Genomic DNA, 13,694 nt, shown 5'->3' with positions numbered 1-13,694 from the left:
ATGTCCCACTGCACCCAGATCTTCCAGGTGTCCACCCTGTACGGGGCGGCCACCCTCGCCGCGGCGCTCGACGCGGGGCAGTTCGGGCCGCGCGGCGGCGCCCGGCGCATCCTGCTGGTCTGCAACAACGCCGCCGTCCCGGAGACCGCGCTGCGCCTGGACGAGATGCACGGCTACGAGGCGATCGCCCGGCGGTTCGACTCGGTGGTCAGCTGGAACCACGCCATCCGCCCCTTCCACCCCAGCACCTGGGGCCCCCGGGGCGACGACACGCTGATCTGGCAGCAGGCGTTCCGCCTGGCCTGGGGCATCGACGAGCGCGAGCGGGTCGAGGTCGCCGTCGAGTCGATCCAGGTCAACCCGGGCCGGGCGCTGGCCGGCATCTTCTCCGAGAGCGCCGTCCACGTCTACGCCGACGGCCTGATGAGCTACGGCCCCACCCGCAACCGGCTCCCGCAGGCCACCGCCGCCCGCATACAGCGGCTGCTCCACCTGGACCTGATACCGGGCCTGACGCCGATGCTGCTGTCGGAGTACGGCGTGCGCCCCGAGGTCGTCCCCGACGACGCCTTCCGCGCCGTACTCGACGAGATATCCCGGGACTCGGCCGACGACCCGCGGCTGGCCCCCGTCCTGGAGCAGGAGCCGACGGCCCTGCTGCTCGGCCAGTACCTGGCCGCGATCAACATCCTGAGCGCCGAGGAGGAGGAGGACCTCCACGTCCGGATGCTCACCGGGGCCGCGCGGGCCGGGCACCGGTCGGTGGTCTTCAAGCCCCACCCGACGGCTCCCGCCGGCTACTCGACGGCGCTGAGCAGGGCGGCGGAGGAGGCCGGGGTCCGGCTCACCGTGCTGGACGCGCCCCTGCTGGCCGAGACGCTGTACCACCACTGCCGGCCCGGACTCGTCGTCGGCTGCTTCTCCACGGCGATGGTGACCGCCTCCGCGTACTACGGGGTGCCCGTCGCCCGGGTCGGCACCGCGCTGGTGCTGCGGCGCCTGAACCCGTACCCCAACAGCAACCGCGTGCCGCTGGCCGTGGTCGACCACCTCGTGCCCGACCTGGAACGCGACCAGGAACCCGCCCTCGTCGGCGCCGCCCCCGACTCACTGTCTCCACTGGTCCGGGCCGTCGGCTTCTGCATGCAGCCCGACACCTACCCGGAGCTGCGCGAGCCGACCGCCGCCTGGCTGCGGGAGCACCTCGCCCACACCCCCGGCCACTACTTCCCGCAGCTGCGCCTGGCCGAGCTGGGCCTGCCCGGCAGCCGACCGCGCTCCCGTGCCCAGCTCAGGGTCCGGCACGCCCGCACCGCCGTACGCACGGCGGTGCGCCGGGGCGCCAAGAAGTGACCGGCACCGCACCACAGCACGGCCTTCCCACCCCGCCGACCGCACCACAGCACGGCCTTCCCGCCTTACCGACCGCACCACAGCACAGCCTTCCCGCCTTGCGAACCGCACCACAGCACGGCCTTTCCATCTTGCGAACCGCACCACTCCGACCCGACTGAGACGGATTGAGGTCCTCGCTCCATGAAAAGCCGCTCCCTGCTCACCAGTCCGGCCTCCCGGCGTCTGCTGCGCCCGGTCGCCGATCTCATCGACCAGCGCATCGACCGGCGCCTGCGGGCGGCGGCCGCCGCCGACGCCCGGCGCACGGCGCGGCTCCAGGAGCTCGTGGAGCCGCTGGAGCAGCAGCGGCTCACCGTGGAGCTGCTGCTGGGTTCCCGGGCCCGGGGCCTGTCGCGGATCGTGAGCCACGGTCCGCTGAAGCGGCTGCACGCCGAGGTGGAGGCGCTGGCCGGGAGCCGGGAGGCGGCCGAGCGCAACGTCGCCACCGCGTACCGGCTGCTGGTGGCGCTGGAGTCGCTCGGGGTCGGCCGGATCGCGGGCGGCACCATGAACATCTGCGGCAAGCTCGGCACCATCCCGCTGCTCGACCCGCCGAACGACGACGTCCTGGAGATCGGCACCCTGTACGGCATGTTCTCCGCCGGGCTGATCCGGATGCTGGAACGCGACGGGCGTGCCCCGAGGGTGACCATCGTGGACCCCTTCGCGGGCGTGCAGCTCCAGCCGGGCAACGCCGAGCGCCCCGATCCGACCGGTGCCCCCGTGGACGAGCGGGCGGTGCGCACCAATCTGTCCCTGGCCGGTCCGGCGGGTGCCGCCGCCCGCGTCCAGCGGGGCTTCTCGGCGGACCCCGACACCCGCGCGGCCGTCTCCGACCGCTCCTACGGTGTGATCGTCGTGGACGGCGACCACTCGTTCGAGGGCGTCCTCGCCGATCTCCAGTGGGCCGAGCGGATCGCCGCGCCCGGTGCGGTGGTCGTCCTCGACGACTACGGCGACGCCAAGTGGCCCGGCGTCAAGGACGCCCTCGACAAGCACCTGGCGGGCGCGTCGCGGTTCACCTACCTGGGCAAGGCCGCGCACTCGGCGTTCCTGCGCGCGGCCTGAGCGGACCCGCCGGGCGGGCCCGCCGGGCGAACCCCCGGTGATCTGGGCGACCTCTGGGTGAACGCTGTGGGTCAGATGTGCGAAGTGTGAGCCACTCGAACGGAAGTACGTCAAACGTCGCCCTAAGGTCGTCCTGTTCCAGCCGGACACGGGCAACGAGAGGCACCAGAGTGACTGAAACGGTCGTGAGTACTCCTCAGACCCACCCCACGACCGCCGTGTCCGGTGATCGCCTCCCGTTGTCCGCGCCCTCCGGTGACCGGCGTTCCGGCGGCCGGCTGCGCGCCCTGGACGGACTGCGGCTGGTGGCCGCGCTGATGGTGGCCGCGTACCACTACGGCGGCCGCGGCGGGGACGTCACCACCGCCTGGGGCGGCTCCGCCGACCACCAGTTCCCGACCCTGCACACGCTGTTCTCCTACGGCTGCCTCGGTGTCGAGGTGTTCTTCGTGATCAGCGGGTTCGTGATCTGCATGAGCGGCTGGGGGCGCTCCCTGACGTCGTACTTCGCCTCCCGGGTGTCCCGGCTGATGCCCGCCTACTGGGTGGCGGTGGTCCTGGTGACGGCGGTCTTCGCGCTGCCCCAGGTGGTCTACGACGCCGTGTCCCCCAGCGACGCGCTGGTGAACCTGACGCTGATGCAGCAGCCGCTGGGCGCCGACCGGGTGCTGGGCGTGTGCTGGACGCTGTGGGTGGAGGTGCGCTTCTACGCGCTGTTCGCGGTGTGCGTGGTGCTGCCCGGCGCCGACCGCCGCCGGGTGCTGCTGTTCAGCGGCGGCTGGCTGCTGGCGGCGGTGCTCGCGCGGGCCGCGCGGGAGCCGCTGCTCGACGTCGTGCTGATGCCGGAGTACGCCCCGTTCTTCATCGGCGGGATCGGCCTGTACCTGGTCCACCGCGACCGGCACGACACCCACGCCTGGCTCCTCACCGCCGTCTGCTTCCTGATCGGGCAGCACTACATGGTGGACAACCTGTGGAACGCCGACGACCCGAACGCCTTCGCCCACCGCACCACCTTCGGCATCGTCGCGATCGTCGCCTTCGGCTTCGTGGCGGTGGCGGCGATCGCGCTGGGCTGGCTGCGCTGGGCGAACTGGCGCTGGCTGACGGTGGCCGGGGCGCTGACGTACCCGTTCTACCTGGTCCACGAGCACCTGGGCTGGGTGGTGATCCACGCCCTGCACCGCACGCTGGGCGTGCCGTCGGCGGTGACGTTCGTGCTGACCGTCGCCTCGATGCTCGTACTGGCCTGGCTGCTGAACCGGTTCGTCGAGAAGCCGCTGACGCCGCGGCTGCGGGCGGCGCTGTCGCGGACCCGCTGACCGGGACGCGCTGACCGGGACTTGCTGACCGGGACGCGGTCCCCGGGCGTTCAGCCGACGCCGTAGCGGGCGGCGACGCCGTCGAGCAGCAGTGCCAGGCCCTCCTCGAAGTGCCGGTCGTAGTCGGTGAAGATCTCCGGGCCGGCCGCCGCGCTCAGCGGGTAGTCGGCCATCCTGCGGGTGCGTTCGGCCACGTCGTAGCCCTCGCGCCGCTCGCCGGGCAGGGGTTCGACGCCCTGTTCCTCGGTGACGAAGCCGAGGGTGAAGACGTACGTCGTGGTGGTCGCCCGGACGGCCTGCGGGAGGGTGAAGCCGGCGGCGGTGAGCAGCCGCAGGGTCTCCTCCATCTGCTCGGCGTGCACCGGGCCGGTGAAGCGGGAGCCGCTGAAGACCTTCGCGCCGTCGCGGTAGCCGCGCAGCGCCGCGCGCAGCCCCCGGTTGGCCTTCAGCAGGCGCTCGCGCCAGGTGTCGGCCGGGTCCAGGGGCGTCCCGGCGACCATCCGGCGGTACATCTCCGTCGCCATCTCGTCGAGCAGCGCCTGCTTGTCCTTGAAGTGCCAGTACAGCGCGGGCGCCTTCACGTCCAGCTCGCGGGCGATGGTGCGCAGGGTCAGGCCGTCCAGGCCGACCTCGTTCAGCAGGCGCAGCGCCGTGTCCGCGACCCGGCGGCGGTCGAGGGGGGCGCGCTGTCGTCCGGTCGTTCCACTTTCCACGGGTGACAGCTTGACACCTTAACGTTGTTAAGGCCATGCTCGTCGTCGACGCGACTTAACGACGTTAAGGAGAGATGCGTGGAAACCGACGGTATGGACGTGCTGATCGTGGGCGCGGGTCCCACCGGGCTCACCCTCGGTATCGACCTGGCCCGGCGTGGGGTGTCCGCGCTGGTGGTGGAGAAGGCGGACGGGCTGTTCCCCGGCTCGCGCGGCAAGGGCCTGCAGCCCCGCACCCGGGAGGTCTTCGACGACCTCGGCGTCATCGACGCGATCCACGCGGCGGGCGGCGAGTACCCGGCCGGAATGGTCTGGCGGGACGGCGAGCGGCTCGGTGAGCACCACGTGGCCGACCCGGTGGATGCGGACGAGTCCGCCCCGTACGCCTCGGCGTGGATGGTGCCGCAGTGGCGCACCCAGGAGATCCTGTACGCGCGGCTGACGGAGCTGGGCGGCCGGGTCGCGTTCGGCCGGGAGGTCGTGGAGCTGGTCCAGGACGGGACCGGGGTGCGGGCCCGGTGCGCCGACGGCACGGAGCTCGGCGCCCGGTACGCGGTCGCCGCCGACGGCGGCCGCTCGGCCGTGCGCCGCGCGCTCGGCGTGAGCATGACCGGCCGGACCGTCGACCCCAGGCCGATGCTGGTGGCGGACGTCCGGATCACCGGCCTGGACCGGGACAACTGGCACTTCTTCGCGGCGGGCGAGGGGCCGGTCACCCAGGAGAGCGTCGTCCTGGCCCTCTGCCCGCTCGCCGGGACCGAGGACTTCCAGGTCTACGCCCAGTGCCCGGAGGGCACCGAGGTGGACCTGTCCCCCGACGGGGTCCGCAAGGCCGTCGCCGACCGCTCCCACCTCGCCCCCGAGGACGTCACCGAGGTGCGCTGGGCGTCGGACTTCCGGCCCCGCGAGGCCCTCGCGGACCGCTTCCGGGCGGGCCGCGTCCTCCTCGCCGGGGACGCCGCGCACATCCACTCGCCGGCCGGCGCCCAGGGCCTGAACACCAGCGTCCAGGACGCCTACAACCTGGGCTGGAAGCTGGGCGCGGTGCTGCGCGGGGGCGCGGACCCCGCGCTGCTGGACACCTACGAGGAGGAACGGCGCCCGCTCGCCGCCGAGATGCTCGGGCTCACCAGCGGCGTGCACCGGGGTGAGGTGCGGCGCGGGGAGGCGACCAGCCAACTGGGGCTGAACTACCGGGAGTCGTCACTCGCCCGGGAGACCCGTACCGACCCCGGCGGCCCGGTCCTGGCCGGTGACCGCGCGCCCGACGCCACGGTGGCGGGCGTACGGCTCTTCGACGCGTTCCGGGGGCCGCACTGGACGCTCGTCGCGCTGGACGCCGAGCCGTCCGGGTCGCTGCCGGGGGCGGTGCGGGTGGTGCGCGGACCCGCCCACCGGGCGTACGGGGCCGGCCTGTTCCTGGTCCGGCCGGACGGTCACGTCGGCTGGGCCGGCGCCTCGGGGGCGGCCCTACCGGCTGCGTACCTGGAGCGCGTGGGACTGGGCTGACGCCGGACGGCGGCCAGGGCGTGCCGTGGGGACCGCCCGCTGCGGGCGGTCGGCCCGCTGCGGCCCGGCCCCGTTCCCGGGGCCGCCGTTCCCGGGGCCGCCGTTCCCGGGGCCGCCGTTCCCGCACAGCCGTACCTGTGCCGCCGTTCCCGGGGCCGCCGTTCCCGCACAGCCGTACCTGTGCCGCCGTTCCCGTGCGGCGTGGCGTTTCACCGTCCTCCCGGCCGCCTTCCTCCCGCTCCGTGCCCCGTGGACCGGGGAGCGCCGGGACCCCGGCACCGCCGGCCCCGGCGTCAGCCGGTGGCCGGCGGCGCGGATGTCCGGCGTCCTTCGCACGGGGGCCGGGGCGGCGGCGCCGGAGCTGACGGCGGCGCGGCGGGGCTCGGGCGGTGCGGCGGGGTTCAGGCGGCTCGGCGGGGCTCGGGCGGCGCGGCGGGGCTCAGGCGGCGCGCTGCCCGCGGCCGGTCAGCCGGCCCCGGCGCCGCGCCGCCCGCAGGCAGAGCACCGTCGGCACCGCGCAGACCACGATGGCGAAGACGCTCGCCTCCGGTCCGAAACCGCCCCCGGTGAGCGCCTCGGGGCCCGAGAGGGTGCCGCGCAGCAGACCGGCCGGGGCGCCGTCGTCGCCGGAGATGGTCACGCCGAAGATCCCGCTGACGGCGAAGTTCCAGCCGAGGTGCAGGCCGATCGGCACCCACAGGGAGCGGGTGGCGGCGTAGGCGGCGCCGAGCATCAGGCCGGCCTCGACGGCGATCGCCAGCGCGCCCCACACGGTGGCCTCGGGGTTGACCAGGTGGAGCCCGCCGAACAGCACGGCGGAGACCGTCAGCGCGCCCGTGGTTCCGGCCATCTCCTCGACCAGTCGGAAGAGCACCCCGCGGAAGAGCAGTTCCTCGGTGACGGCGACCCCCGCCATCAGCCCGAACACGGTGACCGCGCCGCCGACGGACACCCCGCCCGTGGTGTCGTACCCGCCGCCGCACAGGAGGATCAGGACGAACGTGGCGGCGAACAGGCCGAGGCCGGTCAGGATCGCCGTCCGCAGCTCCGGGCGGGCCCGCGCGGGGTCCAGTTCGGTGACCGGGCGCCGTTCCAGGGCCCGGACGAGGGCCGCGTAGGCGCACAGCGAGCCCACGGCGACCAGCGCGCCGCCCACGAGGGAGAGCACCGGGTTGCCGCCGGCCACGGCGCGCACCCCGGCGGCGAGCGCCGTCACGACGAGGAACGCCGCCACCAGCACCGCCAGCCGGACACCGGCCGGGAGCACCCGGCGGGAGGCGACGACCGGCGTCTGCGCGAACAGGGGCTTGAGCAGCGAGAACGGCGCTGCCGCCTTGGTGAGGTCCATGCCCGGAACGCTATGGGCGCGCGGCGGGGCGCGACGTCCCCCCGTGGCGGACAGTGCGGTGTGGCTCCCCGGGGGGACACCGGCACCACTGCCGGGGGACCCTGTCCGGCCTTCTAGGAGTCGGCGGACACCAGTCCCACCCGGTGCGCGAGCACCACCGCCTGCACCCGGTCGCGCAGGTCGAGCTTGGTCAGGATGCGGGAGACGTACGTCTTCACCGTCTCGCGGCTGAGCACCATCCGGTCGGCGATCTCCGCGTTCGACAGCCCCTCGGCGATCAGCCGCAGTACCTCGGTCTCGCGCGGGGCGAGCATCGACACCTCCTCCGGTACGGCCGCCCGGTGGCGTCCGCCGGCCGGGCGGATGCGGTCGGCGAAGCGGCCCACGAGGTGCCGGGTGACGGCGGGCGCCAGCAGCGACTCGCCGGCGGCGACGGTGCGGATGCCGTCGATCAGTTCGCGCGGCGGCGCGTTCTTCAGCAGGAACCCGCTGGCGCCGGCCCGCAGCGCCTCGTACACGTACTCGTCGAGGTTGAAGGTGGTCACGACCAGCACCTTCACCGGGTCGGTGACCTCGGGCCCGGCCAGCAGCCGGGTCGCCTCGATGCCGTCGAGGACGGGCAGCCGGATGTCCATCACCACCACGTCCGGACGCAGCCGCCGCGCCTCCTCCACGCCCGACCGGCCGTCGGCGGCCTCGCCCACGACCTCCAGGTCGGGCTGGGCGGAGAAGATCATCGCGTAGCCGGCCCGCACCAGCTCCTGGTCCTCGCAGATCAGCACCCGCAGGGTCATACCGCCTCCGTCAGTGGTATCCGGGCGTGGACGCCGAACCCGCCGTCCGGCCGCGGGCCGGCCAGCAGTTCGCCGCCGCACACGCTCACCCGCTCGCGCAGCCCGATCAGTCCGTGCCCGCCGCCCCGGCCGAGCGGCCGGGGCCCGGCGGACGCGCCCACCGTAGCCGCGGCCGTGGCCGCCGCGGTGACCACCTCCACCTCCAGCCGCTCGGTCCCGTACTCCACCCGCACCCGCGTCGGCCGCCCCGGGGCGTGCTTGAGCGCGTTGGTGAGCGCCTCCTGCACCACCCGGTAGGCGGCCAGTTCCACCGCCGACGCCATCGGCCGCCGCTCGCCGCGCTCGGTCAGCTCCACGGGCTGGCCCGCCGCCCGGGTCTGCGCCACGAGGTCCGCCAGGCTGCCCGGGGCGGGCGCGGCGGCCGTCGCGTGGTCCGGCCGTCCGTCGTCGGCCTTGAGCACGCCCAGCAGGTACTGGAGGTCGGTCAGCGCGTGCCGGCCCGCGTCGCTGATCGCGCCGAGCCCGGTGGCGACCTTCTCCGGGGCGGTGGCGAGCACGTACCGCGCGGCGTCGGCCTGCACCACCATCGCGGTGACGTGGTGGGTGACGACGTCGTGCAACTCCCGCGCGATCCCCGCCCGTTCGCGGGCCACGGCGGCCTCGGCCGCGAGCCGCCGGCGGTCCGCCTCGGCGGCCCGCCGGGCCCGTACCGTGCGGCCCGCGCCCCAGAACGCGGCCAGCACCAGGTACATCAGCGCGTACGCGGCCCCGTCGTGCGGGGCGCCGCGGGCGCGCAGCCCGAGCACGAACGCCGCGTACAGCGCGGTGCCCGCGCCCGGCAGCACCCGGTCCGCCGTACGGCCGCCGTGGGCGCCCGCGCCGTACAGGGCGGCGTACAGCCCCACGCTCGCGAACACCGGCGGGTAGGAGATCAGTTCGCGTGCCCCGAAGGCGAGCGCCACCAGCACCAGACAGGCCCCGGGCCACCGCCGCCGCACCGCCAGCGGCAGCCACAGCGCCGCGGTGAGCACCAGCCCCAGCAGGTCGTACGGCCGCTGCGGCAGGTCCCCGAACCGCGCGCCGATCGACGCCGTCACCGGCGCGAACACCACGGGCGCGAGCAGAACGGTGACCACCGCGTCCCGGGTCACGGTGCCGAGCCCGCTCCAGCGGGCCGCGGCCTCCCGCCCGCCCCTGGCCAGTGCCGCCGCAGTCCCTTGTGCCACGGGGGAAGCCTAGTGCCGAACCGGCGTGTCGTGCCGGTCAGGCGCTGGCCAGCGACAGCTTCACCGCGAAGCCCAGGAACAGCGCCCCGGCCGCCGAGATGACCGTCGCCGACAGGCGCCTGCGGCGGCGGAAGGCGGAGGCGAGCCTGGTGCCGCTTGATCGACACGCTGGCAACGGGCGGGAAGCGTGTGCTGACCGCACTGCGGCAGGCCCGCACTCAAGTCCGCGAGAATGTCTGGGGGTTGGCCGGTGACGCGGCGCCGGACGCGGCCGGGCAGGTGGTCGTGGACCTGGACGGGGTGCTCGTCCTCGCGCATTCCGAGAAACAGGATGCGGCCGCGACCTGGAAGAAGGCCTTCGGACGCCATCCGCTGATGGGGTTCGTCGACCACGGACGGGGCGGGTCCGGAGAACCGGTGGCCGGGCTGCTGAGGCCCGGGAACGCGGGCAGCAACACCGCCGCAGACCACATCCAAGCCGCCCGACTCGCCCTGAAGCAGCTGCCGAAGAAGTACCGACGGGGACGGCAGACGCTGATCCGCACCGACTCGGGCGGAGGCACCCACGAGTTCGTCGACTGGCTTTCCGCCCGCGGCCGGTGGCTGTCCTACTCAGTCGGCATGACCATCACTGACACCATCCACCAGGCAGTCCTGAAGGTCCCGGCATCGGCCTGGACACCGGCCGTCGAGCCTGACGGCGAGATCCGCGACGGCGCCTGGGTGGCCGAACTCGACGGCGACTGCCTCAAAGGCTGGCCCAAGGGGATACGGCTGATCGTGCGGTAGACGTTCGGGCAGTCGCCCTTTCCGCAGGTGCCGTTTCCGTTGCCGGTCAGTCGGGTCAGTTCCTCACGCGCCATGCTGAAACCCTCTTGTGGCTGGCCCCTGTTGGGGCCGGGTGGCTACGACGGTACGAGGGGCCGACAGGCCCGTCTATGCGGCCACGGCAATATTGGTGTCTTCGGGTAAACCGAGGGTCAGGACGCCTCGGGGCTGCGCACGGCCCTCACAATGAGCGGTTGCCGCTTCCGCCTGCTGGGCGTGCCGACAAGGGCAGAGAACGGAGTGACCTTGGAGGGCTCCTGAGACTGCTTCGGGAGCCGCTCAGGCAGACCGAGGGCTCCTAGCGCCTCGCGCTGCTCCTGGAGGCTCATACGAGCGAGCATGGCCGCAGCATCGTCAAGGTGAGACATGCCAGCCCCCTACGCGCTTGCCAGAGACAGCTTGACGGCGAACCCCAGGAAGAGCACCCCGGCGGCCGAGGCGGCCCCTGCGCTGAGCGTCCTCCGACGACGGAACGCAGCAGCTAGACGGGACCCGCCGAAGATGAGCGCAGACAGGTACAACACGCTTGCCAACTGGGCGAGTACGCCCAGAGTCACGAAGCCCATGACCGGGTTGGACTCTGACACGAACTGCACGAAGAAGGCGACGAAGAACAGGATCGCCTTCGGGTTGACCAGGCTGACGACCAGGGCGCGGCGGAACGGCCGCTCGTCACCGGCGGGCGCGTCCGGCACCCGGGCCGCGGCCCGCTCGCGCCGCGCCCGCCACATCGCCCAGGCGGCCCGCAGCATCCCGACGGCGAGCCAGGTCAGATACCCGGCACCGGCGTACTTCACTATCGCGAACAGTACGGCGTTGCCCTGGAGCAGGGAGGCGACCCCGGCGGCGGAGAGGGTCATCAGCACCGTGTCCCCGCACCAGACCCCGGCGGCGGCCCGGTACCCGGCGCGCACGCCGCGGCGGGCGGCGACGGAGAGCACGTAGAGGGAGTTGGGCCCGGGGAGCAGGATGATGAGGGCGAGGCCCGCGAGGTAGGTGGGCAGATCGATGACGCCGAACATGAAAGGAGTGTCGCACGGGGGTACGACAACGCGCGGCGCCGTTCCAGCCGTCGGGAAGGGCGCCCGCGGACAGCTCGGCACGGACGCCGGCCGACTTTGGCAGGGGCACGTCCTGGCCGCGCCCGAAGCGCCCCGGCGGCCACAGCCCGGGACCCCGCACCCGCTCACGCCCGGTCCCGGCGGCCCCGCCCGCGCCGTCGCCCCGCCGGGTTCCGCCGGCCGTCCCCCGCCGGGTTCCGTCGGCCGTCCCCGCCGCGGTACGGCCATGGCGTCCTCCGCCGCGGGGCTCACCGCGTGACGGGCGCAGCCGGGGCGCGGCGGCTTCCGCCCGCGGTCACCCGTCCGTGTATCGGAACCGCTCCGGGCGGGGAGACATCCGGGGTGACGTCGATGCGTAGAGCGCGTACGGGAACGGGGTTCGCCGCGCTGCTGGCGCTGGCCGTCGGGGGTGTCGGCGGTGTCGCCGGCTGCACGGTGCAGCCGGTCGGCGGCGACGGGACGGGCCGCTCGCCGGTGCACATCGAGCTGCCGGGCAGCGGTGGCCCGGCGGCCACGGCACCCGTCGCCCCGACCGCCCCCACGACTCCCGCGGTCCCCACGGCTCCCGCGGCCCCCACGCGGCGGAGCAGCGACCCGCCGCCCCCGGTGGTGCCCGCCCCCGTGCTCTGGGGCCCCGGCGCCACCGGCCGGGACGTCCGCGAACTCCAGGCCCGGCTGCGCCAGATCGGCTGGCTGTACGACGGACCGACCGGCACCTACGACGAGTTGACCCAGAAGGCGGTCACCGGCTTCCAGCGCAAGCGCGGGCTGCCGGTGACCGGACGGACGGACACGGTCACCTGGGAGCGGCTGCGCGGCATGACCCGCGAGCCGGGCCACTGGGACCTGTACCTCATGGGCGGCCAGCCCGCCGCCGCGCCCGACCCGCGCTGTCTGACCGGCCGGGTGCTGTGCATCAGCAAGGGGAGCCGGACGCTGCGCTGGATGATCGACGGCCGGACCGTGTCGACGACGGAGGTCCGCTTCGGCTCGCGGGGCACCCCGACCCGGGAGGGCGTGTTCTCCGTCTACTGGAAGTCCCGCGACCACTGGTCGACGCTGTACGACTCCGCCATGCCGTACGCGATGTTCTTCAGCGGCGGCCAGGCCGTGCACTACTCGTCGGACTTCGCGGCCCGCGGCTACGCCGGTGCCTCGCACGGCTGCGTCAACGTCCGGGACGAGGCGGCGATCAAGCAGCTGTACGCACAGGTCCGCGACGGCGACAAGGTCGTCGTGTACCGGTGAGACGGGGAGCGCGGGAGCGGGGAAGCGAGAGGGCGGGAGCGGGGAAGCGAGAGGGCGCGGACGGGACCGGGGGAACGAGTCCCGTCCGCGCGGGTGCACGAGCCGCGGATACGGGGGGAATCCCGGCTCGGTGCGAAGCCGATGACCAGTCGGCTCACTTCCTACTGCGCCGGGGCCCGCGAAAGTGTCACACCGGCGCCGTGACGACCCGGGTGGCCTGCCGGCCGGAGTCCGTCGCCGGGCCCGTCACCGAGTGCGCGGCGGGGTCCGGCCCGGACGGGGGACGCCGGGTGTCCGCGCGGTGTCCAAAGCGCCCCGCACCGGTCCGGTCCCCCCGGCTCTTCCCCCGGTCACCGCCGTCCGTGCCGCGGCCCTCGGCGGTACGGGCACGGGTACGGGGGCCGCCTGCGCCGGTGCCGGTGCGCGTGTCCGCGCCCGTGTCCGACAGGGCGTCGGCGTTCCGCGTCGGCCGGGTGTCCCCGCCGTGCGCGCGGTCGTCCCCGCCCTCGCCGCCGCCCGTGGCGGACCCGCCGCGGCCCTCGTCCCCGGTGTGGCCGTCGCCGTTCTCCGCGCTCTTCCCCCCGGAGCCGTCCGGGACGCCGTTCCCGGTTCCCTTCCCGCTCCCCTCCCCGGAGCCGGCGAGGAGTTTCGCGCAGTAGGCCCGGACCCGGGCGGAGCCCCCGGCCGCCTCCGTCAGGGCCCGTCGGCGGCCGCGGTCGAGGTGCCTGCCCGCGCGCAGGTCGCGGCAGGACCCGGCGACGCCCTCGCGCGCCGTGGTGCCGTCGTCCGCCGGGCCGTCGGCGCCGGACCCGGGGGCCGGGTCCGTACCGGTCCCCCCGCCCGTGCCCGTACCGGGGTCCTGCCCCGTGGCGCCGCCGTCCCCGTCCGCCGAGGGACCCTCCCCGGTCGGGGCGGTGGCGGAGCCGTCGGTGTCCTCGCGCCGCGGGACGTCGCGCGGGGAGGGCGACATCAGCGGACGGTCGGGGCTGACCGCGGCGGAGGCGGAGGAGGCGGGCCCGGGGCCGTCGCCGAACGGCACCAGCGCGCCGGTCCCGGCCGCCACCGCGACCCCGCCGACCGCGCCGGCGGCCAGCATCGCGGCCAGGCCCAGCCGCAGCGGGCGGCGTCGGCGGGCGGCGCCGTCCCGGCCGCCGATGCGCACCAGCGGGGCGCCGGCGGCGT

At 74.8% G+C, this 13,694-nt stretch carries 12 protein-coding genes and 1 pseudogene; 6 read left to right on the top strand and 7 right to left on the bottom strand.

The annotated features are described in order from the left end of the window. From ACY1JF_RS20715 to ACY1JF_RS20705, 3 genes are all read left to right on the top strand, one after another. Nucleotides 1-1,353: a polysialyltransferase family glycosyltransferase gene (locus ACY1JF_RS20715; protein ID WP_462706662.1), complete on the top strand. Its 1,353-nt coding sequence runs from the start codon at nucleotides 1-3 to the stop codon at nucleotides 1,351-1,353. Between the two features lie 183 nt (nucleotides 1,354-1,536). Beyond that, entirely contained in the window at nucleotides 1,537-2,463 is a 927-nt protein-coding gene (locus ACY1JF_RS20710) for a class I SAM-dependent methyltransferase (protein WP_462706661.1), read from the top strand. 185 nt (nucleotides 2,464-2,648) lie between these two features. Next, complete coding sequence (locus tag ACY1JF_RS20705; protein WP_462706660.1) at nucleotides 2,649-3,785, top strand: acyltransferase family protein; 1,137 nt, start codon at nucleotides 2,649-2,651, stop codon at nucleotides 3,783-3,785. Between the two features lie 50 nt (nucleotides 3,786-3,835). Here ACY1JF_RS20705 and ACY1JF_RS20700 read toward each other — a convergent pair whose 3' ends face one another. Beyond that, a complete protein-coding gene (locus ACY1JF_RS20700) occupies nucleotides 3,836-4,498 on the bottom strand; it encodes a TetR/AcrR family transcriptional regulator (RefSeq protein ID WP_462706659.1) in 663 nt (220 codons plus the stop codon). Between the two features lie 93 nt (nucleotides 4,499-4,591). Between ACY1JF_RS20700 and ACY1JF_RS20695 the strand changes: the two genes are divergently transcribed. Then, nucleotides 4,592-6,007, top strand: a complete 1,416-nt coding sequence (locus tag ACY1JF_RS20695) for an FAD-dependent monooxygenase (protein WP_462706736.1) — start codon at nucleotides 4,592-4,594, stop codon at nucleotides 6,005-6,007. 439 nt (nucleotides 6,008-6,446) lie between these two features. Here the strand turns inward: ACY1JF_RS20695 and ACY1JF_RS20690 are convergent, their stop codons facing one another. From ACY1JF_RS20690 to ACY1JF_RS20675, 4 genes are all read right to left on the bottom strand, one after another. Continuing rightward, complete coding sequence (locus ACY1JF_RS20690) at nucleotides 6,447-7,355, bottom strand: lysostaphin resistance A-like protein (RefSeq protein WP_462706658.1); 909 nt, start codon at nucleotides 7,353-7,355, stop codon at nucleotides 6,447-6,449. Between the two features lie 113 nt (nucleotides 7,356-7,468). Continuing rightward, nucleotides 7,469-8,149, bottom strand: a complete 681-nt coding sequence (locus ACY1JF_RS20685) for a response regulator transcription factor (protein WP_462706657.1) — start codon at nucleotides 8,147-8,149, stop codon at nucleotides 7,469-7,471. Then, complete coding sequence (locus ACY1JF_RS20680; RefSeq protein WP_462706656.1) at nucleotides 8,146-9,375, bottom strand: sensor histidine kinase; 1,230 nt, start codon at nucleotides 9,373-9,375, stop codon at nucleotides 8,146-8,148. The genes ACY1JF_RS20685 and ACY1JF_RS20680 overlap by 4 nt, the downstream gene beginning before the upstream one ends. 37 nt (nucleotides 9,376-9,412) lie before the next feature. Beyond that, on the bottom strand, nucleotides 9,413-9,550 hold the full coding sequence (locus ACY1JF_RS20675; RefSeq protein ID WP_462706654.1) for a hypothetical protein: 138 nt from the start codon (nucleotides 9,548-9,550) through the stop codon (nucleotides 9,413-9,415). Between ACY1JF_RS20675 and ACY1JF_RS20670 the strand changes: the two are divergent. After that, nucleotides 9,529-10,161, top strand: a pseudogene (locus tag ACY1JF_RS20670) (transposase); the annotation flags it as partial. The gene ACY1JF_RS20675 and the pseudogene ACY1JF_RS20670 overlap by 22 nt on opposite strands. A gap of 419 nt (nucleotides 10,162-10,580) precedes the next feature. On the opposite strand, the gene leuE reads toward ACY1JF_RS20670, so the two are convergent. After that, complete coding sequence (gene leuE, locus ACY1JF_RS20665; protein ID WP_462706653.1) at nucleotides 10,581-11,225, bottom strand: leucine efflux protein LeuE; 645 nt, start codon at nucleotides 11,223-11,225, stop codon at nucleotides 10,581-10,583. A gap of 390 nt (nucleotides 11,226-11,615) precedes the next feature. Between leuE and ACY1JF_RS20660 the strand changes: the two genes are divergently transcribed. Next, complete coding sequence (locus tag ACY1JF_RS20660; protein ID WP_462706652.1) at nucleotides 11,616-12,512, top strand: L,D-transpeptidase family protein; 897 nt, start codon at nucleotides 11,616-11,618, stop codon at nucleotides 12,510-12,512. A 187-nt stretch (nucleotides 12,513-12,699) separates the two neighbouring features. Here ACY1JF_RS20660 and ACY1JF_RS20655 read toward each other — a convergent pair. Then, a partial coding sequence (locus ACY1JF_RS20655) for a hypothetical protein (protein ID WP_462706651.1) occupies nucleotides 12,700-13,694 on the bottom strand: 995 nt, incomplete at its 5' end.

This window comes from Streptomyces sp. SYSU D01066-1 (genome assembly GCF_054956795.1).
Note: the sequence above shows the minus strand (reverse complement) of the source record. Positions and strands in the feature narration are given on the sequence as shown.